The sequence below is a fragment of the Sphaerisporangium sp. NPDC005289 genome (assembly GCF_040607455.1).
In the GTDB taxonomy this organism is placed as follows: Bacteria; Actinomycetota; Actinomycetes; order Streptosporangiales; family Streptosporangiaceae; genus Sphaerisporangium; species Sphaerisporangium rhizosphaerae.
Map to the genome: position 1 here is coordinate 159727 of NZ_JBEXGS010000001.1, position 22912 is coordinate 182638.

Genomic DNA, 22912 nt, shown 5'->3' on the forward strand with positions numbered 1-22912 from the left:
GCACCCTCACACCTGACCGGCACCCTCACACCTGACCGGCACCCTCACACCTGACCGGCACCCTCACACCTGACCGGCACCCTCACACCTGACCGGCACCCTCACACCTGACCGGCACGCCGCGGCCGCAGGCCCGCCCGGGGTCTCGTCCGCCCGTCGAGAGGCTCCCCATGCCCTTCACCCGTCCCCGTGGAGCCGCCTTGCGTGGCCTCCTGCTCGGATGCTGCGCGGCCACCGCCACCGCGGCCGTTCTCGCCGCCGGCCCGCTGCCCGCCTCAGGCGCCTCCCTCGGCGCGGGTCCGCGGGCCGCGTCGGGCGCCGTCCTCGGCTCCGGCCGACTCCCCGCCTCGGGGGCCGTCCTCGGCTCGGCGCGGACCGGCGTGGTCGCCGCCGACACGACTCCGCCCGGCGAGCCCGGCGCGCCCTCCCCCCGTAACGTGTACCTGAACGGGGTGGCGGGCCTGACCTGGGCGCCGTCGAGCGACGACGTCGGGGTCACCGGGTACCAGGTGTACGCCTGGGCCTACGGAACCCCGGCGAACGTCCCCTTCACCCTGGCCCGTGCGCGCATCACCACCGCCTCCTCGACCACTCCGGTCTACGCCGAGGTGTCCGACCTCATCCCGGGCCGGGACTACCTGTTCTACGTGGTCGCCGTGGACGCCGCCGGCAACAGGAGCGTGCCGAGCCTGCTGACCAAGGCCACGGCCATGGTCGAGCCGCCGACCCCGGGCCCGTCCCCCGCGCCGGCGATCCCGCACACGCCCACGAACCTGCGCATCGGGTCCGGGCTCGGCACGGGCAACGTCACGCTGACGTGGTCCACCGAGGACGCCGGCAACTCGGTGGCCTTCATCGCCTTCCGCCGCTCCTCCGCCGAGTGGAGCTACTCCATAGACAGCGTGATCCCGCGCACCCTGGCGAGCATCGGCGCCGAGCCCTCCTACACCTTCCAGGTGATCGCCCGCAACACGGCCGGCACCCTGCTCAGCCCTCCGTCCGACCCGGCCACCTACACCGCCCCCTCACCCACACCGTCCGCGACGCCCACCGCGACACCGACCGCGACACCGACGCCCTCCGTGGCGTGCGCGGTCACCTACGACGCCACAACGTGGGCGACCGGCTTCCTCGCCGTGGTCAACGTCAAGAACACCGGCAGCACGCCGATCGACGGATGGCGGCTGGCGTTCGACTTCCCCCTCACCACCCAGCGCCTGACCTCAGGCTGGTCCGCCGTCTGGGCCCAGTCCGGCACGACCGTCTCCGCGACCGACCAGTCCTGGAGCAAGATCATCCAACCCGGCCAGGTCCTGTGGCTCGGCTTCAACGGCGTCTACTCCGGCAGCAACCCCTCCCCCACCGCCTTCACCCTGAACGGCGCCACCTGCGCCTCAGGCTGACCGTCCTGGGGCGGCCGCGCGTCCGGGCGGCGGACTCGGGGACGGAGCCCCGGGTCAGGCGGCGAAGCCTCCGTCGACGCTGATGGCGGACCCGGTGATGTAGCGGCCTCCCTCGCCGGCCAGGTGCGCGACGGTGGAGGCGATGTCGTCGACGGCGCCGTAGCGGCCCAGCGCGGTCGCGCCGCTGAATCCGGCCGCCTGCGGCCCGCCGGCCGGATTCGCGTGGGTGTCGATCGGGCCGGGATGGACCAGGACGGCGGTGATGCCCCGCGGACCGAGATCACGGGCCAGCCCCTTGGTGAGGCCCGCGAGCGCGGACTTGCTCATCGCGAACAGGGTCATTCCCGGCCCCGGGACGCGTTCGGTCACACAGGTGCCGACGTTGATGAGGCGGCCGTCCGCGCCCATGTGCCGGGCCGCCGCCTGGCAGGCCAGGAAGACCGACCGCACGTTCACCGCCAGCACCCGGTCGACCTCCTGAGGCGTGATCTGTCCCAGCTCCGCGGCGACGAACGCCGCCGCGTTGTTGACCAGGACGTCGATCCGGCCCCACTCCCTCGCGGTCCGCTCGACCGCCGCGACGGCCGCGTCCGGGTCGGCGAAGTCCGCCTCGATCACCAGTGCCCGGCCGCCGCCGGTCTCGATGCGCCGGGCCACCGCCTCGGCCTCCTCGGCGGCGTGGGCGTAGGTGATGGCCACGTCCATCCCGTCCTGCGCCAGTCGCAGGGCGATCGCCGCGCCGATGCCGCGGCCGCCCCCCGTCACCAACGCCACCTTGCCGGTCAGTTCGGTCACGTCTCCCCATTTCTTTGTCGATCAGCAAAGAAATAGGTACCAGGATGCGCCCGAGCCGGTCAAGGGATATATTGGTCAATCGACAAAGAAAGGTGGCGGGCGTGGCGGAACGCGGCAGGCCGCGTGGCTTCGATCGAGACCTGGCGCTCCGCCAGGCGATGCTGACGTTCTGGGAGCACGGGTACGAGAGCACCTCGATGGCCGACCTCACCGCCGCCATGGGCATCGCCTCCGCCAGCATCTATGCCTGCTTCGGGTCGAAGGAGCACCTGTTCCGGGAGGCCGTCGAGCTGTACGGGGCGACACAGGGCGCCGAGCCGCTGCGGTGCCTGGAGGCGTCGGCGACCGCCCGGGAGGGCATCGCGCGCGCCCTTCGGGTCAACGCCGAAAGGTTCGCCGACCCGGCCACGCCGCCGGGTTGCATGGTGGTGCTGTCGGCTCTGACCGGCACGACCGCGAACGCCGGGCTGCGCGACTTCCTCGCCGAACGCCGCGCGCTCGTGCCGTGGTCCTTCCGGCGGCGGCTGGAACGGGGGATCGAGGAGGGCGACGTCACCCCCGGCACGGACATCGACGCCGTCGCCGCCTTCTACGCCACCGTCCTGCAAGGCATGGCCGTCCAATCCCGCGACGGAGCCGGCAGGGCACACCTGGAGACGATCATCGACTGCGCGCTGGCGGCGTGGACCACCCTCACCTCCCCCCGAACCGCCTCGCCGGCGACCGCGCCGCAGGAGTAGGTGACGGTGAAGTCCCTCCGGAGTGCGTCGAAGCCTCAGGTTGCGGACGGGGCGCCGGTCGGCCAGGAGGGACACACCACGCACATGTGATCACCAGGACATCGCCACCCGGTAGAACCCCGCGAGCGCGCCGTCGATGGGGTGGGGCCGCGGCTTCCCCGAGGAGTCGAGTTCGTTCCACCTCTGCAGGTTGACCGCGACCGACATCCGCCGCCCGCCGTCGGCACGGGTCATGGACATCGCTCCGCCGCCCCAGACCGTGCCGCCATGGCCCCAGAAGGTGCCGCCGCCGGGGACCTCCATCGGGTGCAGGCCGAGGCCGTAGTCGATCACCTTCCCCTCCTGGGAGACGACCGGGACGGTGCGGCGCATCTGCGCCAGTGACGACCGGTCCACGATCTCCCCGGCGAGCAGCATGCCGAAGAAGCGGTTGAGATCCGCGACGGTCGAGATCAGCGAGGCCGCCGGGCCGACCCACGACATGTCGTACACGCTGTAGTCGCGCGGCGGTTCGATCATGCCGAACCACGCCTCGTACATGCGCGGGTGCGGCCCGTCGACCTGCGGTCCGGCCGGGAAACCGGTGCCGGTGAGCCCGGCGCGCTCGATGACATCCTGGGTGACGCACCTCTCCGCCGTGGTGCCGCTCACCTGTTCCAGCAGCCTGCCGAGGAGCAGGTAGTTGGTGTTGGAGTACACCCCCGGAGTGCCGCCCGGCGCACCGACGGCGGGCGCCCCGACTCCCATCGCGATGAGATCGGCCGGGTCGAACCGCGTGAGCCGGTTGTCGTCCAGGCTGTCGGGCCGGGTGTCGGCCACGGAGGGGAACGCCTTGAGGGACGGGTAGGCGTGCGGGAGGTACTCGGCGAGGCCGCTGGTGTGGTTGAGCAGCATCCGGACGGTGATGGCGTCACCGCGGTCTCCAGGGACCAGGCGCGGCAGGTAGTGGCCGATCGACGTGTCGAGCCCGATCCGACCGCCCTCCACCTGCCGCATCACCGCGGCGGCGGTGAAGGTCTTGGTGATGCTGCCGACGCGGTGCCGCATCCCGGCCGTGACGGGACGGCCGGTGGCGACATCGGCGACCCCGGCGGCGCCACGCCAGACGTGGCCGCCGTCGCACACCTCGGCGAACACTCCGGGCACCCCTGCGCGGTGGACCTTCTCCATGGCGGCTTCGAGCGCCGCGACATCCAGTGGGTTCTCCATGCCTCCATTATGCACGCGGTGCGTGCAACAGTGAGTGCATAGATAGGGTTGGATCTGGCGAGAGGGGTGACATGGCGGGCCGCAGGCGTTGGTCGACCGAGGAGATACTGGACACGGCGGAGCGGCTGCTGCGCACGAGCGACGCCGACTCCTTCAGTGTGCGCCGGCTGGCCGCGGCGCTCGGCACCGATTCCTCCAGCCTCTACCGGCACTTCCGCAACAAGACCGAGCTGTTGCGCGCGGTCACCGACCGCATCCTCATCGCCGCCATGGACGGCTACCGTCCCGAGGGCGACTGGAAACAGTGCATCACCACCGTCGCCATGCGGGTGAAAGAGGCCTTCGGCCGGCATCCCCAGGTCGCCGCGATCTGGGGACGCTACGCGTCGGGCGGCGCCGGCTCCCGGCTGGTCATAGAGGAGGTGCTGCGGGCCCTACGGGCATCGGGACTGCCCGACGAGGAGATCCCGGCGCACTACCACCGGCTCGCGATCCTCTTCGCCGCGTTGATCTCCTCCGAGGGGGCGGTGGAGAGCGTCACTCCCGAAGAGCGCGAACAGGGCCTGGAGTCGTTCCGCGTCGCGGTGCTGGGCGCCGACCCCGAACGCTTCCCCGCACTGGCCCACTTCGGCCGCGACATCCGCCCTCTCCACGAAAACCGCCACGCCGTGTTCGAGGCGATCCTCGCCGCCCAGCTCACCCAGATCGAGGCCCGGATCCCCCGGCCCGCCCCTCCGGCCGGCGTCTGAAGTCGCCAAAGGGCGGACCGGTCCACCGGTACGACGCGGCGCGGCGCGGCGCGGCCAGCCGAGCACGCCGTCCGCCTTCCGCGCAGGGCATGGCCGGGCGCGGACCAGGCGGCCGGCGGCACAGGTCCGACCAGCGGCACAGGTTCAACCGGCGGAGTCGCCGGCGAGGAGGGCCGAGCCCAGCGGGGTCAGGGTGTGCAGGACGGCGCTGCCCATCCGGGTGGTCGAGACCAGCCCCGCGTCGCGCAGCACGGTGGTGTGCTCACTGGCGGACGCCCTCGAGATCGCGAGCCGGTCGGCGAGCGCGCTCGTCGTGGCCGGGTGCCGCAGCGTGGCCAGGACCGCGGCTCGCGTCCGGCCGAGCAGCGGGCCGAGCGCGTCCGCCGCGGCGGACGGGCGGCCCCCGGCGTACATCGGGTACACCAGCACGGTGGCACGACCAGGCCGGTACATCATCATCGGCCCGGCGGCGAAGTACGACGGGACCAGCAGCAGCCCGTTCCCGCACAACTGGACGTCGTACTCGCCCGCCACCTGGACCTGCAGGACCGGCGGCTCCCAGCGGCAGTGCAGGCTCAACGTCGCCAGCAGGGCGTCGGTGCCGCCGCGCAGCAGCGTCTCGGCGCGCAGCGCGCGGTCCGCGGCGGCCGTGTCGCGGATCCGCGGCCACAAGGGCGCCAGCGAGGAGGAGAAGTAGTCGTACAGGTCGCCGGTGAGCGTCCGCCACGCGACGGCGTCGCCTTCGGCCAGCTCACGCCGCCACGACCCGCCCGCGGCCGGCGGGGGAAGCAGACTCAGGTCGGCCATGACCTGCTCCACGGGAGTGCTCTTCGCCAGTTCCACCGCCGCGGCCAGGTCGTCGGCCTCCGGCTGGAGCAGCAGGTCCGGCATGAAGCTCTGTTTGGGCACCATGTCCGCCAGCACTCCCGCGCGGTCGATCGAACCGTCGCCCACCGAGCGGCGCCACTCCGTGACCTCGGGGCGCGACCAGGTGGCGCAGGATGGCGGGCGGACGCTCAGAGCGCTCTCCAGCAGCGCGTTCGGGGCCGGCGCGAAGGTGATGAGACGAAGGTCGGCGGCGGTGAAGTGCAGACGCATCATTCGCCCGATCTTCCCGCACCGACGATCTTCACTCGCCTCCGCCCCGGTGGCGGCACAGCGCAAACGGTGTTTCGGCGAGGACCGAAAGGCTTTGTGGATTCCCCTGGGCCTCGACAGGCTCGTGACCAAGGTCGACTTCGGTCGTCCGGAACCACGGTCCGGTCATCGCAACCACAGGAGGAATGCCATGCGCACCGCTACTCGCCGACGGCTCACGGGAGCGGCCGCCGCCGCGGCGGCTCTCACGGCCACCGCTCTGTTCGTCGCGCCCACGCCGGTGTCGGCCTCCACCGCGTCGGCGGCGCGGACGAGTTCGACGGCACGGATCCAGGCCAACTCGTGCAACCTGCCGACCTCTGCTCGGCCGAACAGCAGCTTCATCCAATCCTTCTGGGACTGCAACGAGTGCAAGAAGACCGCGGCGTACGACCACAACACGTTCGGCGGCACCTTCTACTGCACCTACAACCCCAGTAACCGCGCGACCGACGAGCACCGCCAGTACTGACCTTCCCTTCGCGCCGGGCCCGGCTCCCATCAGCGGAGGCCGGGCTCGGCCGCGTGTCCCCAGTCGGCCGCGTGTCCCCAGTCGGCCGCGTGTCCCCAGTCGGCCGCGTGTCCCCAGTCGGCCGCGTTTCTCAGTCGGCCGCGTTCTCCCGGGACGCCGCGACGGCCCGGCCGCGTGCAGATCGCCCGTCCGAGCACCTTGGGGTCATCGCCGAACGTGGTCGCGGCGCCCTTGCCCCGTACCGGTCAAGGGCCGCAGAGAACCGGACGGCTTCATGAGTAGGTGAGACCGAGTAGGAAACTTTCATCGTCCCGGCGGCGCGTACCGCCTCTGACCTGCCCCGGTGTGCCCAGCACCGACCGGACGATGGACCAAGCCCTCGGTGCGGGCGCAGGATCGTGACGGACGGCGTGATCCGCCGTCCCGCTCGGGGGAGTCGATGCGACGACCGGCCGTCAGGCGCACGCCTGCTCACGGAGCCGATCCGATGTCCCGACGGCCGACGGCCCACCGGCGTCGCCCGCGCGTCCGACGGCACCACTCGCTCCTGACCGGTATGTCGCGGTCAGGCTCGCTCGGTCCTGACCGGCACACCGCGGCCAGGTCCGCGCCGGTCCTGTCCGCCCGACGAGAGGCTCGCCATGCCCTTCTCCCGTCCTCGTGGGCCCGCTCTCCGCGGTCTTCTGATCGGATGCGTCGCGGCCGCCGCCACGGCGGCCGTGCTCGGCGCGGGCCCGATGCCCGCCTCCGGCGCCGTCCCCGGCACGCGGGCAGGCGCGGTCGCCGCCGACACCACCCCGCCCAGCACACCCGGCGGGCTCGCCTCACGGCCCGTCTACCTCAGCGGCGTGGTCGGCCTCACCTGGACGCCGTCGACCGATGACGTCGCGGTCACCGGGTACGAGGTCTACGCCTGGTCCTACAGCAATCCGACGGTCGGGACCTTCAGCCGCGCCTCGTCGCGTGTCACCTCCTCCTCGGCCACCGAGGTCGCCGCCCAGGTGTACGACCTCACCCCGGGGCGCGACTACCTGTTCTACGTCGTCGCCGTGGACGCCGCCGGCAACAAGAGCGTGCCGAGCCTGCTGGCCAAGGGCACGGCCATGACCGAACCGCCGCCGGGCCCGACCCCGAGCCCATGGCCGACGATCCCGCCCACGCCCTACGACCTGCGCGTGCTGCCCGGGCCCGATGCGGCCAACGTGATGCTGACATGGGCCACCTCGGGGGGCACGCCCCAGGAGCTCGTCAACGCGTTCCGCCGGTCGTCCACCGAATGGACGTACGCGGGATACAGCAGGCTTCCGCGCACCTTGGTGCGCCTCGGCAGCGAGCCCACCGTCACCTTCCAGGTCGTGGTCGTCGGCGAGGCCGGAAACCTGAGCGACCCGTCCAACGCCGCCACCTATCCCCCGTCCTCCTCACCGAGCCCCTCGGTGACACCTTCCGTCACGCCCTCCGTCACCCCCTCGTCGACGCCGACGGTGACGCCCGTGGGCTGCCAGATCACCTACACGCCGAGAAGCTGGCAGACCGGCTTCACCACCGACGTCGCCATCAAGAACACCGGCAGCACCCCGATCGACGGCTGGCGGCTGACGTTCGGCTTCACCCTCACCGCCCAGCATCTGACCTCGGGCTGGTCGGCCACCTGGGTCCAGTCCGGCATGGCCGTCTCGGCGACCAACCTCGCCTGGAACAAGACCATCCAGCCCGGCCAGACCCTGCGGATCGGCTTCAACGGCACCCACGCCGGCGACAACCCGCCTCCCCTGGAATTCAGACTGAACGGAAGCCTCTGCACAACAGGGTGACACCCGCAAGCCGCCCCGGCGTCTCCACGTTCCAGACGTACCGGCGCTCCGGCGTTCCCGTGTTCCGGACGTTACGGACGTTACGGCGTCCGGAACGTCCGGCGTTCTGGACGTGTCCCGGTGTTCCGGCGTCCCTACGTGCCGTTCCGACGTTCTGACCCGTTGGACCGATGGTCTGAGGTGCTGTTCCGCCGTTCCTGGCGGAGGACCGGCCACCCGGCCGCCTCCGCCAGGGGCGGTGAGGGCCTGGCGACGACGCGCCATAGCCCGCAGTGGCAGAACTGGTAGTACACCGAACCTTCGCTGGTGTGGTGATGAGAACGGGTCCGCCACGTGTGCTCGCCATGGTCGTTCATGAGACCAGCGTGATGTAATGGCATTGTGCATCTCAACCCTTACGGGCAGGACGCCGTGTGCCTCATGGCCGACCTGGCCAACCTCCCGCCCGGCTCCCTCGACGAACTGGTCGAACGATGCCTGGACGCCGGTCTCGTGGTGGACATGCCGACGGACGAGAAAGACCTCACCCGCACGCTGGACCTCATCGAGCAGTGGACGGAGATCGTCGACGCCGTCGACGACCGGCGGCGAGCGGAGCTGGTGAACCGCCTGCTCGCGACGGCGACCGCGCACCCCCGCCTGACCGACCACGGCGGGAGCGGCTGGCACCTGCACTACCGCGACAACGGCCTGCCGCTCGGAGAAGTGCTCCAGGCCCTGGTCGCCGTGGGGACCGCCCTCCACCTGACCGGCCGGGGAATGTCCAGGCTCGGCCGCTGCGCCCGGGAAGGCTGCGACCGGGTGTATGTGGACGTGTCCAGAGGCGGCGCTCAGCGTTACTGCTCCCCCCGCTGCTCCAACCGCGACGCCGTCCGCCGCCACCGAGCCCGCCGATCCTGAGATGGACGCCGCGAACGGTCTAAAGGCCGCAGCGCGGGCGGTCGCAGGTGAGGATGTGGTATTCGCCCGCCGCGCCCCAGACGATGCGCGGCAGCCGGTCGGGTCCGATCGCGAGTTCCAGCGGGCCGAGCTCGGCCGCCCGCAGGAGCGGAGCCTCGCGTACGTCGTCGCATCCGTCGTCCGCGCAGGCGAGAAGGGTGACCCGGTCGTCGTCGCGGGAGTAGCCGGCGATCAACGGCCGGTCGCGGTCGTCCAGCGCGAACCCGAACCCCCGCAGCGGCGCCAGGCGCCGCAGCTCCGTGACCTTCGGCGTCCCGGCACAGGTAGCCGTCGCGCAGGTCAGTATCCGCGCAGCGCCGGACTCCGCATCGTTGTACACGAGCACCGGCCGGCCGTCACGCCTGACCGCGAGGGCCAGCCGGACGTAGTCGTATGAGACAGCCCAGTCGTCGGGCAGTGGGCCCAACGTCTGGACCGTGTGGTCGGCGCAGGACACCGACCCGCAGACCGCCACGGTGATCAGCCCGCGTTCCCTGTCGAAGTGAGCGACCACGGCCCGGCCTGTGGTCCCCACGGCCACAGCCAACGGACGGTCGTGGTAGACGATGTCGGCGACCGCCCGGAACATGTCGACCGTTCGCGGCGAGGCGCATGCCGGGCTCTCGCACAAAGTGAGCTGGACCGTCGACGAGTCGTCCTTCTTCTGGACCCACGACAGAAAGACGTGATCGCGACCCGCCTCGCCCGAGGAGGCATGTTCGTCCCGAGTCGCGCCAGGAGACGGCCGAGCGCCGTCCCGTCGCCCGTCAGCCTGAGACAGGGCCAAGGAGGGAGACGGAGACGCGGACGCCGAGTCGCGGAGCGCCTTCAACGACTTCTCGGCATCGGGCGACGGGCCCCCTGTCCCCTTGAGCCGGACCACCGATGCGATCACCGGCGCGGGGGAACCGGCGGCCACGGCGCTGTAAGCGGAAATCCCTTCGTACGACGCCGAGGCGAGGCGCCGCCCCTGGAGCAGATCGCCGCAACGAGGGCGAGGGCAAGGAACCAGCCGGAGGGTCATGTCCGTCCCGTCGCCGACCCACGGGACGATGCGGACGATGCCGTCACTTCCGGGCACCACATTGGTGCCACGCAGGTCCACAAGCCGCCGCTTCTCGTCGATTCCGACCGTATGCCAAGCTCCGCATCGCACATCCTCACAGGCCAGCGGCTCGACCCCGGCGATGACCGGGGCCCCATCCGCGCCGAAGACCACGCGCGGCGGCGCCGGCTCCGCCCGCCCGGCCGGCGCGGCCACGAGTGTGGCCGCCGGGACGCCCAGCGGATCGCCGAGCAGCAGGACACCGTAGAGCGCCCCCGGCACCAGCGCCCCCACCACCGTCACGACGGCGGCCGCTTTGCCGTGGCGACGTGGCGTCACCCGCTCGGGCACCGGCATCTGCAACGCCTCCTGACCGGCACGCCGGCACAGATGGGTGTAGCAGCCCGCGAGCAACGCCGCCTGCACCGGTGCCAGCAGCGTCCCCAGGACGACGGCCGCCACGTTGCCCGCGACCACCGCCGGACCACCGGCGAACAGCGAGCGGACCGTCCAGGACGGCAGCCACGCCAGCGCCGAGACCACCGGCACCATCCCCAGATGCACGACGGTCGCGAGGTGATCCGCACGGGCGAGCCGCACCGCCCGCACCGTGGCCGCCACCGCCCCGACCGGGCGCGCCCCCAGGACGGGGATCGCGAGCAGCACCCGGCAGACCAGCAGGAACGGCCCCACCCCCACCAGCACACCTACGGCGGTACCGGCGTACACCCCTGTCACCGCGAAAGGGACCACGACGAGCGCCATCGCCACGAACAGGATCGCCGACAGAAGCAGCAGCGCGCCGGCCCGCCGGACCACCCCGCGCAGTGCCCACGCGACCGACACCGGCTGTCCTTCGATCCCCGCGACCACCAGGCGGCAACCCGCGATCATGGACGCCACCCCCGCGACCACCGTCCCGGCGACGGCCAGCCCGAGCAGTACCGGCGTCGCGGCCGAGCCACCGCCGGGAACGGGCACCCCGTTGACCACCGATCCGCCCGGCACGGTGACCCACGCCAGCACGGCCACGTCCACGAGCCCGGCCAGCCCCGCGGTGACCACCGAGACGAACAGCAGAGGCACGTACAACCGCCCCGCCATCCGGCACGCCCGCCACACGCCGCCCCCGACCTCCGGCGGCACTCCGGCGGGCTGACCTTCCCCACTCTCGGACGCGGACGGCACGCCCGTCTCACCTCTTCTCCGGTTCTGCGGGTTTCTCCGGTTCTCTGCGCGATCGCCTGCTGAATGGCATCGTGCGCCCGCCCACGCTCTGAGCGATCCGCTCCCGATTCTGACGGAAGCCACGCCCCTCGGCGCCCCGTACCGATGAGCCGGTGCACTCGCCTTACCGGGCAGCCGGCGCGTTCGTCGTACCGAAGAGCCCGCGCATTCGCCTTACCCAATAGCCGGCGCTCTCGCCCTACCGGTGGACTTGTACGCCCCCTACCGGCGGTCTTGTACCCGCCTTACCGGTGGGCGGTATATCCGCCTTACCGTGCGGCCCCGTGACCGGAGGTACACACTTCCGGCGAACGGCGTGAACAGGACCGTGGTGCCGCGCCGGGGCAAGTGACAGCACAGTGAGCCCCTCGCCGATGAGCCTGGTCAGTTCAGGGTGAAGGCGCGACCGTCTACACCGATCTCCGCCAGCAGTGCAGGAGTTTCGCCTGCCCGAGTGGTGACGGTCGCCCCCAGTGCGGCCAGCGCCGGCCGGATCGTCTCTGGCGCGGGATGGATGATCGCCAGCGACCGCAGCGGCACGACCGGCAGCCCGACGGAGGGATGGACGGTGGTCCCCCAATCGATGAGGAAGGGCAGCGGTCCGCTCCGCAGCGGGGTGAGCCGCCAGGCGAGCAGGGTGCCGTCCGGCCTGCGCCGCGACATGGCGGCAGGCTCGCCCGGGTCGTACCCCGCCCGCCTCGCCTTCGCCACCCGCTCGTCCAGTCCACCGGGCTCAACCCCGAGGGCCCACCCGACCAGCGCCGGTGCGGTCAGCTCATCGATCCCGAACGGACGAGGCCGCTCGGGAGCCGGCCGACCGGTATCGGGACCGATGATCTCCAGGTAGGCCCGGCCGCCGAGCCCGAGCAGGAAGTTGCGCGTGCCGAGTCCCGGATGCGGCCCACCTTCGACCGGCCGCACCCCCGTCACCTCCGCGACCCGCGCCACCGCCGCCGCGAGGTCCGGACCCGCATAAACAAGATGATCCAAAGCCGGATCAATCATCACGGCCTCCCCGCCCAACCCGAGCCACGAGCTACACGACACAACGGGTCGTCGACACGACTTCCATGGAGAGCGATCCCCTCCAGTCTCAGCGACCACCACGTCGGCGTCAGCGCCTTGGTCACCCACTGCCGCCGATCATCTATATCAGCCGACAGTCTGGGCCAAGCCATTCGCCGGTTCACCACTTACCCGCAGGGAAGCTTGCCACGACTCTTGCTTACATGATTACATCACTGTGCCCTCGCCGTGCGAGAGGTACGAGAGCGCCGGCCTCATGAGCGGTCACCCCGATGACTATCGGCAGGCGAATGGAGACGCAGCACCTACCCTCTCACCGACGTCGCCGGCCCCGGCAAGGCCGCGGGACAGGAGCAGCCGTGACCGAGCAGCACGTGAACGAGCCCGCGCCCGGCGTGCCCACCATCTACCAATGGATGGGCGGCGAGGAGGCCCTGAACCGCCTCACCGAGGTCTTCTATGGTCACGTCATGAAGGACCCGCTCCTCGCCCCCCTCTTCGCCGGCATGGACGAGCACCACCCGCGGCACGTCGCCATGTGGCTCGCCGAGGTCTTCGGCGGCCCCTCGACCTACTCCGCCGAGCGCGGCGGCCACCCGCACATGGCGCGCATGCACCTGGGCCGCGGCATCACCGAGGAACAGCGCCGCCGCTGGGTCGACCTTTTGCAGGACACCGCCGACGAGGTCGGCCTGCCAACCGACCCGGAGTTCCGCGCGGTGTTCACCTACTACATCGAGTGGGGCACGCGCATGGCCTTGATCTACTCGGGCGAGAATCCGCCTCCCGTGAACGCGGCCGACGTCCCCCACTGGCACTGGGGCCAGACCCCACCCTGGCAACCGAACAGCTGACCCCCGCGCGCCAAGGCCGCGGCCTCACTCGACCCGCGCCGGCCACCGATGACCTGCGACACACTCCCGACTCGCCCTACCACTCCCTCGACCTTGATCCACTGGACTCTGCGGCGCGTCACGGAAGCAGCTCAGATCGACACCGCCATCACCATCTGTCAATTCATCATGACCGTAAGCACCTAGGCTGGTTGAATCGAGACGGTTCCGTTTCGGCGGTAATCGGCTTGCCGATCGCTGTACCTCCCGGTCCTGCCCTCGCTCGCTGACGACGTGCTCGACCGTACCCAAGGGAGGACCGGCCGATGGGTGAGCTGATCGCCACCGGGGCAGGCGACGCCTATCATGTGACCGAGGACTGCTGGGGGCTACAGGCAGGCCGGTCCGGCGGCGAGGCGCAGGGCTACGCCCTGCACGACGTGCTCCGCTTTCCGACTCGGGGGCAGGCCGAGGCGGCCGGTTTCCGGCCATGCGGCATCTGCTTCCCGGCCTATGGCACCCCTCAGCAGCCGTGAGAGGCGGCGCCGCCCGTTCAGCAGGTCGATCCGGAGGATATCCGGAGAGCCGGCGAAGCCCGGACGGCCGATGTCCCTCGGCGGCCCGGGCCCCGCTCACGCGGTTCAGCTCGTTGCGATGACGCCGGGGAAGCCGTAGTAGGCCTCATAGATGTCAGTGAAGTAGTGCCTGCACGGGTCGAGTGCGCCGCCCCAGTTGTCGGAGCCGCCACCGCCGGAGCCGCTGTTGACCCCCTTGGCGACGACCTTGCCGGCCGAGTTCACCGTGTAGACCGGGCCGCCGGAGTCGCCCTTGATGATGCACTGGCCCTGCTTGGTGCCGCGGATCAGGTTCCTGGCGTAGGTGCCGCTGCTGTAGCGCACATTGATCTTGACGGCGTTGACCTTCCAGCCGCACAGTTCGCCCGCGGCCTTGCCACCTGTGCAGTACTGGTCCCCGTTACCGGCCCGTCGCGACCACATTCCCGCCACCGCACGGCTGGAGGAGGAACTCTTCGAGCCGACGTAGATACGTGCGGCGCTCGTCTTGCTGCCGCTCAGCTTGATCAGGGACACGTCGCCGTGGTAGGTGCTCTGCCCGTCGATGAATACGGTGCCGGAACTGTTGGCCCAGGTGTCCTTCACCACCGTGCCCATGTACTCGGCGGGTGTGTAGACCGATCCGTTCAGCGAGGTGCAGTGTCCCGCGGTGAGCATGGCCTGGTAGCCGCTGTAGCGCCAGGAGAAGGCGTTCGTGCAGTTCTCGATGCTGGCGCCGCCGTAGAATCCGCCCACGCTCGTGTCGTTCAGTCGGCCACTGGGCTCGTCGGGGCCCGGGTCGGCGACGAGCCGGACGGCGACGGCGTCGGTGCCGTAGCGGCTCGCCAGAGCAGTACGGAACTCCAGAGATGCCTGGGTGGCCTCCACCACGACCCGGTCCTGTTCCACTTGGACGTAGGTGTTGGTCACCTGGTCGACCCCGGGCAGGTCGGCGGAGGGCAGCGCGATGATCTCATCCTTGATCGCTTCGAGCCGGTTCGCGCTGTAGCCGACCATCTTCACCTTGGGGTAGACGAGCCACGGGTCGCCGACGACCGCCTGCGGGGCCGCCGCCTCCGCCTTCTTCTGCGCGACCGTCGCATCGGCTCCGCTCGCCGTGGTTCGCGCCGCGGGGGCCGCGGCCGGGACGCTCTCCTTGTCCTGCGGCGGGGGGACCGATCCCAGGTCCGCCGTGCCGTCGTCCGGCGGGGTGAGCTGAGGCGGCAGGACCAGCGGCCGGCCGGCCTCCTGCACCACGTCCGCCGTGGTCACGGGGGCGATGACCACGCCGGCGCTGACGTAAGGGGTGGCGTAGGCATCGGGGTTGGCCTGAGCTCGGGTCAGGGCCTGGTTCAGGGCGTAGCTCAACTTGTAGTCGGGAGGGGTGGCGTTCGCGTACGGGTCATCGGTGAAGACCGGGACGGGAGTCACCAGAGCGGCGTCTGCGGGGAAGAATGAACCGGCCAGGAACGACAGCGCGAGTACGGGACTCACAAGGGCGGCACGTCTGACGAGCGGGAGGCGCATGGGGGGGGCTCCACAGCAAGGAGGGCCTGAATGGCTAATTGCCGCCCAAGTGAATCACAGTGCCCATAGGTGGTTTTATTACGAAAGTCGTAATTATAGGGTTTTGCGGCGTATCGCATCTTTTTTCAAGATTGCCAAGATTCCAGAGGGGCTTTGTGTGATCTTGGTATGTATGCTGGTGCGGATGCGACGAAGGGCGGACGTGGGGTGGAACACCCGAATACACGTGGTCACGTGAATCGCCTCCCAAGGTCACCCACCTCTCACCGGGCCGCTCCCGCGCTCTTGGCGGGACTCATCGGCGTGGCTCTCGGGAGTCTCGCGGGACTGCTGCACCAGCGCTCCGGGGACCTCCCCCCGGTGTACCTTGGCGCGGAGTCCTTCTTCTTTCGTTTCGCCTACTTCGCAGCGGCCGTCGCCTGCGGGCGGGTCACCCCCGGGATCCGTCAGGCAATGGCGGCGGGACCGCTCCTGGCGCTAGGCGCCTCCGTCGCCATGACCGTGGTCGACCTGGTGAGGGACATCCCCCCTCCGTACCCGCCCCCCGGCGACGCCTCCGGGATCACCTTCTACCTGCTGTGGTCCCTGGTGCTCCCGTCGGCCGGGGTGGTGCTGGCCCACCTCACCCGCCGTGACGGACTCGGCGGAGACCTGGCCATGTCAGCGCTCGTCCAGGGGCAGATGGTCCCCGCCGTGCTGTCCCTGTGGTGGGACTCGGCAGACGGCGAGTGCTGTGTGGCGGTCGAGTGGGGTTATCCATGGCAGGACTGGGCCGGCCTCGCGCTTGCTCTCATCCTGGTGATCTTCCTGCGCCCGTCCCTCGGCGCACGCCTCCGCACCCTCGCCACGACCATCCTGCTCACCACGCTCGTGTGCGGCCTGTCGCTGAACCTGATGTGATCGCACCCGACCGCCGACCGGCGGGCTTTCACCGGTCATCCATCCGGCCACCACTTCACGCCAGGGCGTCCAGGTGGCTGAGGTGTTCGTGGAGGCCGTTCGTCGTCGCATAGACGCGAAGGTCGGCGACGGAAGGGGGCTTCACCTCCAGCCGGTCCGCCAGTACCCCGATGCGCTCGATGAGATCATTCTGGGTGCGCACCTCGCTCAGGCGTGCCATGCCGAGGGCTCGTTCGGCGACGGCCCGGCCGCGCAGATCCTGGTCGTCGCACCACAACTGCAGGAAGTGGTACTTGCGCAACTGGAAGGAGCCGACGCTGCTGAGCGAGAGCTTGCGGGCGCGCCGCGATTCTTCGTCGGGTGAACCCACACCTGGACGACGGCGCCCAGCGCTCAGAAGTCGATGTGCGCGGGTTCCCAGATCGAGCAGTCGTGGGCGAAGAGTACGCGGCGCGGGTCGAAGTCGGCGAGGCGTTCCAGCCAGGACCGATACGAAGGCAGCGGGTCCGCCGCACCGTGGAGTGCCGCCTGGCGGGCCAGGTGGTCGGACGCGAAATGGGACGCGAAGTCGTGGGCCTGGCCGGCGAGGACCACGCTCCCGTCAGGACGCTGGAGGACGAGTGACTGGTGACCCTCGGTGTGCCCCGGGGTGGGGATGATCCAGACGCCGGGCCAGACCTCGGTCTCCCCCGCGAGCTCCTCGTAGGTCGCGCCGGCGAAGTCGACTAGTGCGTCCACGGTGTAGTCGCCGCGGCGGGCCGTGGCCAGTTCGGAGTCCTGGACCAGGATGGGCGTGCCGCTCAGCATGGGGTTGCCGCCGCAGTGGTCGAAGTGCAGATGGCAGTTCGCGACCAGCGCGATGTCATCGGCGCTCACCCCGGCGTCCCCCAGCGCGTCCCGCAACGGGCGCCGCCGCGGGCGATAGTGCGCCTCGGTCCCGGCGTCCGCCGCGCCGATGCCGGTGTCGAACAGGATCACCCCGTTGTCGTGGCGCACCAGATAGGCGAGCACCGGCTCCACCCGCGGCCCCGCCCCGCCGGTCTCCGACTCAGGCCGGATGAAGTACCCCAGGTCGAGCCGCCGCACGCTGATCTCCCCGCTCATCCCGTCATCGTGCCAGGCCAGGACGCCGCCGACAGCCGGTCCGCCCATAGCGGAACAGCACGCCGTTCCCAGACCGCGTGGCCGGAAAAACCGGGGTCTCGCCCAGTGAACAAGGCCCACGCCCACCCATCGAGATGGCCGTGGCGACTGTAGATCGGTCCCCTGGGTACCTGTCAGCTCAATCTTCGCGATCTCGACGGGTGCCGGGCGTCGCGTCGGCCCGCCACGGCATGGGCGACGGACAACACCGAGCAGAACGTCCTGCTCGGGCAGGTCCTCCCCAGCAGGGACACCTGCCCTTGCCATCGGGAATCAGCGGAGTGTGTGCTTGTCGGCCCAGTCGGCGATGGCGGCGGCGATCAGGTGGGGGTGGTCTTCCGGGGTGTGGTGTCCGGCGACCACGTCGTGGTGCCGGATCTCCAGGCCGGCCATGTTGGCCGCGCACCAGTCGTACATCGCCGGGGTCATCATGTGGCCGGGGCCGGGGTTGAAGGTGAGCAGCAGCTTGGGCACGTCGGGGCTGGTCGCCAGCCACCGGTCGTAGGCCTCGACCCTGGCCACGACGTCGGCGGGTTCTCCGCCGAGCGGCATGGAGCGTGCCCATCGCAGCAGGGGCAGGCGGCTCTCCCGCGTGGGATAGGGCCTGCGGTAGGCGTCGAGGTCCTCCTGGCCGAGGGTGGTGGCGACGCTGCCCGGCAGCCCCTGCTCGAGGAAGAGGTTGTCGTCGAGCATCATCGCCTCGCCCACGCCGCTGGTCTTGATCGCCTGGAACAGCTCTCGGCCACCTTCGGGGAACTCCTCCCAGGACATCGGCTTGACGATCGCCTCGGTGAACGCGATGCCGCGGACGCGCCCTGGGTGGCGGGCGGCCCAGTCGAAGGCGAGGAAACTGCCCCAGTCATGGCCGATCAGCACCACGTCGTCGAGGCCGAGGGCGTCGAACCAGGCGTCCAGGTAGCGGACGTGGTCGGCGAAGGTGTAGTCGATGGGCGGTTTGCCGGACCTGCCCATGCCGATCAGGTCGGGAGCCAGGCGGCGGCCGGGCTCGCCGACGGCGGGCATGACGTGCCGCCACAGGTGCGAGGAAGTCGGGTTGCCGTGCAGGAAGACCATCGGGGCGCCGTCGCCGAGGTTCTCGTAGTACATGGTCGAGTCGAGTACGGGCTGGATGGGCATGGTGTCCCTTTCAGACGAGGTTGAGTTTCATCACTTGGTCGATCGCATCTCGATCACGACCTGGCCGGGCGGCGGGTCGCGTGGTGCGGACCGGTTGGCGTTCGGCGTCACGACGTGCCCCCTCGGCGACGCGCAGCGGTCCGCCAAGGTGATGAGGCGGCTTCGGGGGGATCGGAAATTCGTCGCCGGACGGTCGCCGGAAGGCGTCATCGGACGGTCGCCGTCGGCGTGGTCATCGGAAAGCCGCGATGTTGCGTGCCGCCCAGTCGGCGAAGGTGCGCGGCGCGCGGCCGAGGATCCGCTCGACGTCGGGGCTCACCTGCTGCTCGTCGCCCGACGGCTCGCCCAGGATGGCGAGGGTGCCGTCGACGACCGGTTCGGGCATGAACCGCAGCATCTGGGCGCGGGCTTCTTCGCGGGTCTGCTCGACGAACCGGACGGGAGTACCCAGCGCCACACCGATCGCCGCGACCCGTTCCCGCGGGGTGACCGGCTCCGGACCGGTGAGCTCGTACGCGCGGCCGGTGTGGCCGTCCTGGGTCAGGGTCGCGGCCGCGACCTCGGCGATGTCCGCCGGGTCGATGACCGGCAGCCCGACGTCGCCGAACGGCGCGGCGGCCGTCTGCTGCGACCGGATCTGATCGGCCCACGCGAAGGCGTTGGAGTCGAAACCGCCGGGCCGCAGGATCGTCCAGGCCAGACCGGAGCCTCGCACGGCTTCCTCGAACGCGGCGGGGTGACGGTAGAACTCGGGTCGCGTCCTGGCTCCCTGAGAGGAGAGCAGCACCACCCGCCGAATTCCGGCCGCCTTGGCCAGGTCCAGGATGCCCCGCGGGTCGTCACCGGCGACGAGCAGGAACAGCGTGTCGGCCCCCTCCAGCGCGGGCTTCAGGCTGACAGGCTCGGCGAGGTCGCCTCGCATGCGTCGTACGCCGGGCGGCAACTGCGAGGGCTGCACGGGCTGCCGGGAGACCGCCGTCACCTGCTCGCCGGCCGCGGCGAGGATCCGCACGACGTTCCGTCCGACGTTCCCGGTCGCACCTGTTACCACGATCATGGAAAACCATCCCCTAAGTAAGTTAGCTGACTAACTAGCTCAGGACCATAGTCGATCAGATCGCCACGCGTCTATAGTCAGTCAGGTGACTGACTCAGCGAAAGTGCGCCAGAAGCCGGGCAAGCGGGAGCGGCTGGCCACGGCCGCGGCCCGCGTCCTGCACGAACAGGGTGCCGAGAAGACGACGCTCGCCGACATCGCCCGAGCGGCCGACGTGCCCGTGGGCAACGTCTACTACTACTTCAAGACCAAGGACCAGCTCGTCGAGGCCGCCATCGACGCGCACGGGCAGAACCTGCGGACGATCATCGCCGCGCTCGACACGCTGCCCACTCCCCAGGACCGGCTGAAGGCGCTCGTGGGCGGGTGGATCGATCAGCGCGAGCTCGCGGCCCGGTACGGCTGCCCCACCGGAACGCTGGCCGCAGAGCTCGACAAACGCGAAGACGGCCTGGACCGCCAGATCGCCAAGATCATGCAAATCCTGCTCGACTGGACCGAGCAGCAGTTCCAGGCGATGGGCCGGCCGGACTCCCGCGAGCTCGCCGTAGCCCTAATCGCCGCCTACCAGGGAATCTCCCTGCTGACCAACACCTTCCGCGACCCCGAACTCATGGCCACCGAAGGCCGCCGCCTAGAACGCTGGATCGACTCCCTGACCTGACCAGAGATGGCAACGGTGCCACCGCCAATGTCAGTGGGAACGGTCGCAGCCTGCCTGGAGTCCGAGCCGGTCGTGCTCGACACGGCACCCGTACAGTGCGGTGCGTAACAAGACGATCACACTTGCGCCGTCCGTCCGTGTGCCTTCACTCCTGATGCCATCGTCCGAGTGAGTCGTGGGCGCTGAGGAGGGCAAGCAGATGGCGAGCGGTCCGGCCGGTTACGCGGTGATCGACGTGGAGACCACAGGGTTGCGGCCCTCGTGGCACGATCGGATCATCGAGATCGGTGTCGTGCACACCGACCTGGACGGACAGGTGACGGGTGAATGGAGCACGCTGGTCAATCCGGAACGCGACCTCGGGCTCCAGCGCATTCACGGCATCAGCGCGGCCGACGTCCGGCACGCGCCCACGTTCAAAGAGATCACGGGCACGATGACGACCCTGCTGCGAGGGCGAGTGCCGGTCGCCCACAATCTCCGGTTCGACACCGGTTTCCTGGAGGCCGAGTTCTCCCGTGTCGGGGTGGCGGCCCCTCCCCTGGCCGGCATCGGGGTGTGCACGATGGCGGAGGCCGGGCGGTTCCTGCCGCACGCGCCGCGCAATCTGGCCGGGTGCTGCGCCGTGGCCGACATACCCCTCGACGGGCACCATGACGCGCTCATCGACGCCCGCGCCGCCGCGAGCCTGCTACGGCACTATCTCGACCTGGCCCGGCCGGAGTCCCCCTGGCCTCAGGCGCTGCGCTCCTCGGCCGCCGCGGAATGGCCGGTGTTCCACGGCGGCGACGCACCCTGGGTACGTAGAGGGGTCTCGGCAGAACGGCAACGGCACTTCCTCGCGCGCATCCTCGATCGAGTGCCGCAGACGGCGCAGCCCGTGCAGGCCGGGCCGTATCTCGCCCTGCTGGACCAGGCGCTGCTGGACCATCACATCTCAGCGGCTGAGGCGGACGCCCTGGTCGAACTCGCGACCGGGCTGGGGCTGTGCCGGGCGGACCTGGACCGGCTGCACCGGGACTATCTCGTCGCGCTCGCACACGGAGCCTTGTCCGACGGAGTGGTCACGGACGCCGAGCGGCACGAGCTCGACCAGATCGCCGTCCTGTTGCACCTACCCGCCACGGCGACCGGGGACGCCCTTGACCAGGCCGCCACGCGAGCGTCCGTGCCGTTGGCTCGGTTCGCCCTGCAGCAGGGGGACCTCGTCGTCTTCACCGGCGAGATGGCCGAGGATCGCGAGACTTGGGAGCGGCGCGCCCGCCAGGCCGGGTACGTACCGCACCAGAACGTGACCAAGAAGGTCGGCCTCCTGGTCGCCGCCGACCCGGACTCCCTGTCCGGCAAGGCGCGAAAGGCCCGCGCGTACGGCATCCCCATCATCACGCCCGACGCCTTCGCGCGGATGCTCGCCTGATACGCGTGAACATTGCGCACATCGTTCACCTCGCCCCGCCTCGACCGAGGGCCGGCAGGCTTGGCGTTTCCGCCCGACCGGCGCCTCGTGCACAGACCGGAGCCGGAGGCTGCGGCTAACGCCGGCGGGCGGGGGTGCGCAAGACCTGGCGGTGGTGCCAGTCGATGTTGGCCGACTCCATGGAAGGAAGACCCGGCTGCGGCGACCGGACGGGACGCTCCGCGAGGTCGAGGACCATGGTCTCCGAGGTCGGTGACCTGCCGGCGAACTTGGCGGAGACGGTGATCCTCCGGTCGGAGGTGAGCCCGAGGACGCCCTTGTCGAACAGCTTGTGATGCATGGCGCACAGGCACAGCCCGTTTACCAACGGCCGAGGGCGGGGAGCAGCAGGAGCGGTTCGTGCGGGGCCGGCTTCCCATTCCGCGCCCACCGCCGAATGCCTGCGACCCGCTCAACCCAGTCTATGACGGACCATCCTAGACTCGGCGAATACTAAGGTGCAGTGCACCCGATGGCTATCTCTTCGAGGGAGAGACAGGGAGAGAAGCCGGTTTTTTTGTCGTATTCGCGTCGAGTTGCGTCTTGGCCCAGTCCAGGTGCCCCTTCAGCGACCGCCGGGCCTGGTCGGCACGTGGACCTTTGACCTTGCCAAGGACACTACATGCGGCGCCACACAGGCCGAGCACACGGTCCATCCTCTTTCGCTTTCTCGCCTCACCGATCTCTTCCAGCAATCGAGCCAGGCGGGCGTCCGGACTTTGGGGCGAGGCCGGCGAATCAGATCGAGTAGCGGGAACAGAATTCACGCGCGGAGAGGAATCGGCTGTACGAGAACGGGGGGTCGGCTGACGCTTCGTTGATAACCTCCCTGTGCGGCGACCACGTGTACGCGTCTCCTGCGACACTCCGCCATAGAGCTCTTCTTTGAGAGCTTGACGGAACTCACGGTGGTCGTCGCGAGCACGCGGATCACCGCCGAAACCGGAATGACCGAGAAGGGCCGCGTCCTGGAGAGCGGCCTCCTCAAGTCTCTGCTCGGTGGCGGCAGCAGCCATCATGATCTCCCGCCTGGACCTGTCCCAGTTCAACGCGGCCAAGGATTCCTCCCAGCATTGCACGTTCAA

General features: G+C 70.3%; 21 protein-coding genes and 1 pseudogene. 11 read left to right on the top strand and 11 right to left on the bottom strand.

The features are described 5' to 3' along the window. Positions 1 to 200 precede the first annotated feature (200 nt). Positions 201 to 1403, top strand: coding sequence for a cellulose binding domain-containing protein (locus ABZT47_RS00555; RefSeq protein WP_354834360.1), 1203 nt, complete (start codon positions 201 to 203; stop codon positions 1401 to 1403). 54 nt (positions 1404 to 1457) lie between these two features. Here ABZT47_RS00555 and ABZT47_RS00560 read toward each other — a convergent pair whose 3' ends face one another. Further along, entirely contained in the window at positions 1458 to 2198 is a 741-nt protein-coding gene (locus ABZT47_RS00560; RefSeq protein ID WP_354834363.1) for an SDR family oxidoreductase, read from the bottom strand. Between the two features lie 101 nt (positions 2199 to 2299). Here ABZT47_RS00560 and ABZT47_RS00565 point away from each other — a divergent pair, with 101 nt between their 5' ends. Next, positions 2300 to 2938, top strand: a complete 639-nt coding sequence (locus tag ABZT47_RS00565) for a TetR/AcrR family transcriptional regulator (protein WP_354834366.1) — start codon at positions 2300 to 2302, stop codon at positions 2936 to 2938. A gap of 90 nt (positions 2939 to 3028) precedes the next feature. Here ABZT47_RS00565 and ABZT47_RS00570 read toward each other — a convergent pair whose 3' ends face one another. Then, positions 3029 to 4147 carry a serine hydrolase domain-containing protein gene (locus tag ABZT47_RS00570; protein WP_354834369.1) on the bottom strand — a complete coding sequence of 373 codons (1119 nt, stop codon included), beginning with the start codon at positions 4145 to 4147 and terminating at the stop codon, positions 3029 to 3031. A 71-nt stretch (positions 4148 to 4218) separates the two neighbouring features. Between ABZT47_RS00570 and ABZT47_RS00575 the strand changes: the two genes are divergently transcribed. Next, positions 4219 to 4896 (top strand): helix-turn-helix domain-containing protein, encoded by a 678-nt coding sequence (locus ABZT47_RS00575; RefSeq protein WP_354834372.1) that lies wholly within the window; start codon positions 4219 to 4221, stop codon positions 4894 to 4896. A gap of 144 nt (positions 4897 to 5040) precedes the next feature. On the opposite strand, the gene ABZT47_RS00580 is transcribed toward ABZT47_RS00575, so the two are convergent. Then, entirely contained in the window at positions 5041 to 5997 is a 957-nt protein-coding gene (locus tag ABZT47_RS00580) for a winged helix-turn-helix domain-containing protein (RefSeq protein ID WP_354834375.1), read from the bottom strand. Positions 5998 to 6184: 187 nt separating this feature from the next. Between ABZT47_RS00580 and ABZT47_RS00585 the strand changes: the two genes are divergently transcribed. The 3 genes from ABZT47_RS00585 (at position 6185) to ABZT47_RS00595 (ending at position 9219) form a co-directional block, all read left to right on the top strand. Further along, positions 6185 to 6505 carry a hypothetical protein gene (locus ABZT47_RS00585; RefSeq protein ID WP_354834377.1) on the top strand — a complete coding sequence of 107 codons (321 nt, stop codon included), beginning with the start codon at positions 6185 to 6187 and terminating at the stop codon, positions 6503 to 6505. A 641-nt stretch (positions 6506 to 7146) separates the two neighbouring features. Beyond that, positions 7147 to 8319 carry a cellulose binding domain-containing protein gene (locus ABZT47_RS00590; protein ID WP_354834380.1) on the top strand — a complete coding sequence of 391 codons (1173 nt, stop codon included), beginning with the start codon at positions 7147 to 7149 and terminating at the stop codon, positions 8317 to 8319. Positions 8320 to 8700: 381 nt separating this feature from the next. Beyond that, positions 8701 to 9219, top strand: a complete 519-nt coding sequence (locus ABZT47_RS00595; RefSeq protein ID WP_354834383.1) for a CGNR zinc finger domain-containing protein — start codon at positions 8701 to 8703, stop codon at positions 9217 to 9219. A gap of 19 nt (positions 9220 to 9238) precedes the next feature. Here the strand turns inward: ABZT47_RS00595 and ABZT47_RS00600 are convergent, their stop codons facing one another. Both ABZT47_RS00600 and ABZT47_RS00605 read right to left on the bottom strand, forming a co-directional pair. Then, complete coding sequence (locus ABZT47_RS00600) at positions 9239 to 11491, bottom strand: hypothetical protein (protein ID WP_354834386.1); 2253 nt, start codon at positions 11489 to 11491, stop codon at positions 9239 to 9241. Between the two features lie 423 nt (positions 11492 to 11914). Beyond that, positions 11915 to 12553: a VOC family protein gene (locus tag ABZT47_RS00605; RefSeq protein ID WP_354834389.1), complete on the bottom strand. Its 639-nt coding sequence runs from the start codon at positions 12551 to 12553 to the stop codon at positions 11915 to 11917. A gap of 362 nt (positions 12554 to 12915) precedes the next feature. Between ABZT47_RS00605 and ABZT47_RS00610 the strand changes: the two genes are divergently transcribed. Together ABZT47_RS00610 and ABZT47_RS00615 are read left to right on the top strand one after the other, a co-directional pair. After that, positions 12916 to 13410, top strand: a complete 495-nt coding sequence (locus ABZT47_RS00610; protein ID WP_354834392.1) for a group II truncated hemoglobin — start codon at positions 12916 to 12918, stop codon at positions 13408 to 13410. Positions 13411 to 13715: 305 nt separating this feature from the next. Next, positions 13716 to 13925, top strand: a complete 210-nt coding sequence (locus ABZT47_RS00615; RefSeq protein ID WP_354834395.1) for a hypothetical protein — start codon at positions 13716 to 13718, stop codon at positions 13923 to 13925. A 105-nt stretch (positions 13926 to 14030) separates the two neighbouring features. Here ABZT47_RS00615 and ABZT47_RS00620 read toward each other — a convergent pair whose 3' ends face one another. After that, positions 14031 to 15437 carry a trypsin-like serine protease gene (locus ABZT47_RS00620; RefSeq protein WP_354834398.1) on the bottom strand — a complete coding sequence of 469 codons (1407 nt, stop codon included), beginning with the start codon at positions 15435 to 15437 and terminating at the stop codon, positions 14031 to 14033. Positions 15438 to 15773: 336 nt separating this feature from the next. Here ABZT47_RS00620 and ABZT47_RS00625 point away from each other — a divergent pair, with 336 nt between their 5' ends. Then, the gene (locus ABZT47_RS00625) at positions 15774 to 16370 is read left to right on the top strand and encodes a hypothetical protein (RefSeq protein ID WP_354834401.1); all 597 of its coding nucleotides are present in this window, start codon (positions 15774 to 15776) and stop codon (positions 16368 to 16370) included. A 55-nt stretch (positions 16371 to 16425) separates the two neighbouring features. On the opposite strand, the gene ABZT47_RS00630 is transcribed toward ABZT47_RS00625, so the two are convergent. The 4 genes from ABZT47_RS00630 to ABZT47_RS00645 all read right to left on the bottom strand — a co-directional run bounded on the left by ABZT47_RS00630 (position 16426) and on the right by ABZT47_RS00645 (position 19707). Continuing rightward, positions 16426 to 16740 (bottom strand): hypothetical protein, encoded by a 315-nt coding sequence (locus ABZT47_RS00630; protein WP_354834404.1) that lies wholly within the window; start codon positions 16738 to 16740, stop codon positions 16426 to 16428. A gap of 23 nt (positions 16741 to 16763) precedes the next feature. Further along, on the bottom strand, positions 16764 to 17522 hold the full coding sequence (locus ABZT47_RS00635; RefSeq protein WP_354834407.1) for an N-acyl homoserine lactonase family protein: 759 nt from the start codon (positions 17520 to 17522) through the stop codon (positions 16764 to 16766). A 264-nt stretch (positions 17523 to 17786) separates the two neighbouring features. Continuing rightward, positions 17787 to 18650, bottom strand: coding sequence for a haloalkane dehalogenase (locus ABZT47_RS00640; protein WP_354834410.1), 864 nt, complete (start codon positions 18648 to 18650; stop codon positions 17787 to 17789). 232 nt (positions 18651 to 18882) lie between these two features. Then, complete coding sequence (locus ABZT47_RS00645; protein WP_354834413.1) at positions 18883 to 19707, bottom strand: NAD(P)H-binding protein; 825 nt, start codon at positions 19705 to 19707, stop codon at positions 18883 to 18885. 85 nt (positions 19708 to 19792) lie between these two features. Here ABZT47_RS00645 and ABZT47_RS00650 point away from each other — a divergent pair, with 85 nt between their 5' ends. Next, entirely contained in the window at positions 19793 to 20371 is a 579-nt protein-coding gene (locus ABZT47_RS00650; RefSeq protein WP_354834416.1) for a TetR/AcrR family transcriptional regulator, read from the top strand. 175 nt (positions 20372 to 20546) lie between these two features. After that, positions 20547 to 21788: an exonuclease domain-containing protein gene (locus ABZT47_RS00655; RefSeq protein WP_354834419.1), complete on the top strand. Its 1242-nt coding sequence runs from the start codon at positions 20547 to 20549 to the stop codon at positions 21786 to 21788. 115 nt (positions 21789 to 21903) lie between these two features. On the opposite strand, the pseudogene ABZT47_RS00660 reads toward ABZT47_RS00655, so the two are convergent. After that, positions 21904 to 22155: pseudogene (locus tag ABZT47_RS00660) on the bottom strand (HNH endonuclease); the annotation flags it as partial. Positions 22156 to 22912: the final 757 nt, after the last annotated feature.

Coding starts and splice junctions, on each gene's coding strand:
- ABZT47_RS00580 (WP_354834375.1), bottom strand. CDS start 5,997: ATGATGCGTCTGCACTTCACCGCCGCCGACCTTCGTCTCATCACCTTC.
- ABZT47_RS00645 (WP_354834413.1), bottom strand. CDS start 19,707: ATGATCGTGGTAACAGGTGCGACCGGGAACGTCGGACGGAACGTCGTG.
- ABZT47_RS00615 (WP_354834395.1), top strand. CDS start 13,716: ATGGGTGAGCTGATCGCCACCGGGGCAGGCGACGCCTATCATGTGACC.
- ABZT47_RS00575 (WP_354834372.1), top strand. CDS start 4,219: ATGGCGGGCCGCAGGCGTTGGTCGACCGAGGAGATACTGGACACGGCG.
- ABZT47_RS00635 (WP_354834407.1), bottom strand. CDS start 17,522: ATGGGCGGACCGGCTGTCGGCGGCGTCCTGGCCTGGCACGATGACGGG.
- ABZT47_RS00585 (WP_354834377.1), top strand. CDS start 6,185: ATGCGCACCGCTACTCGCCGACGGCTCACGGGAGCGGCCGCCGCCGCG.
- ABZT47_RS00640 (WP_354834410.1), bottom strand. CDS start 18,650: ATGCCCATCCAGCCCGTACTCGACTCGACCATGTACTACGAGAACCTC.
- ABZT47_RS00590 (WP_354834380.1), top strand. CDS start 7,147: ATGCCCTTCTCCCGTCCTCGTGGGCCCGCTCTCCGCGGTCTTCTGATC.
- ABZT47_RS00570 (WP_354834369.1), bottom strand. CDS start 4,147: ATGGAGAACCCACTGGATGTCGCGGCGCTCGAAGCCGCCATGGAGAAG.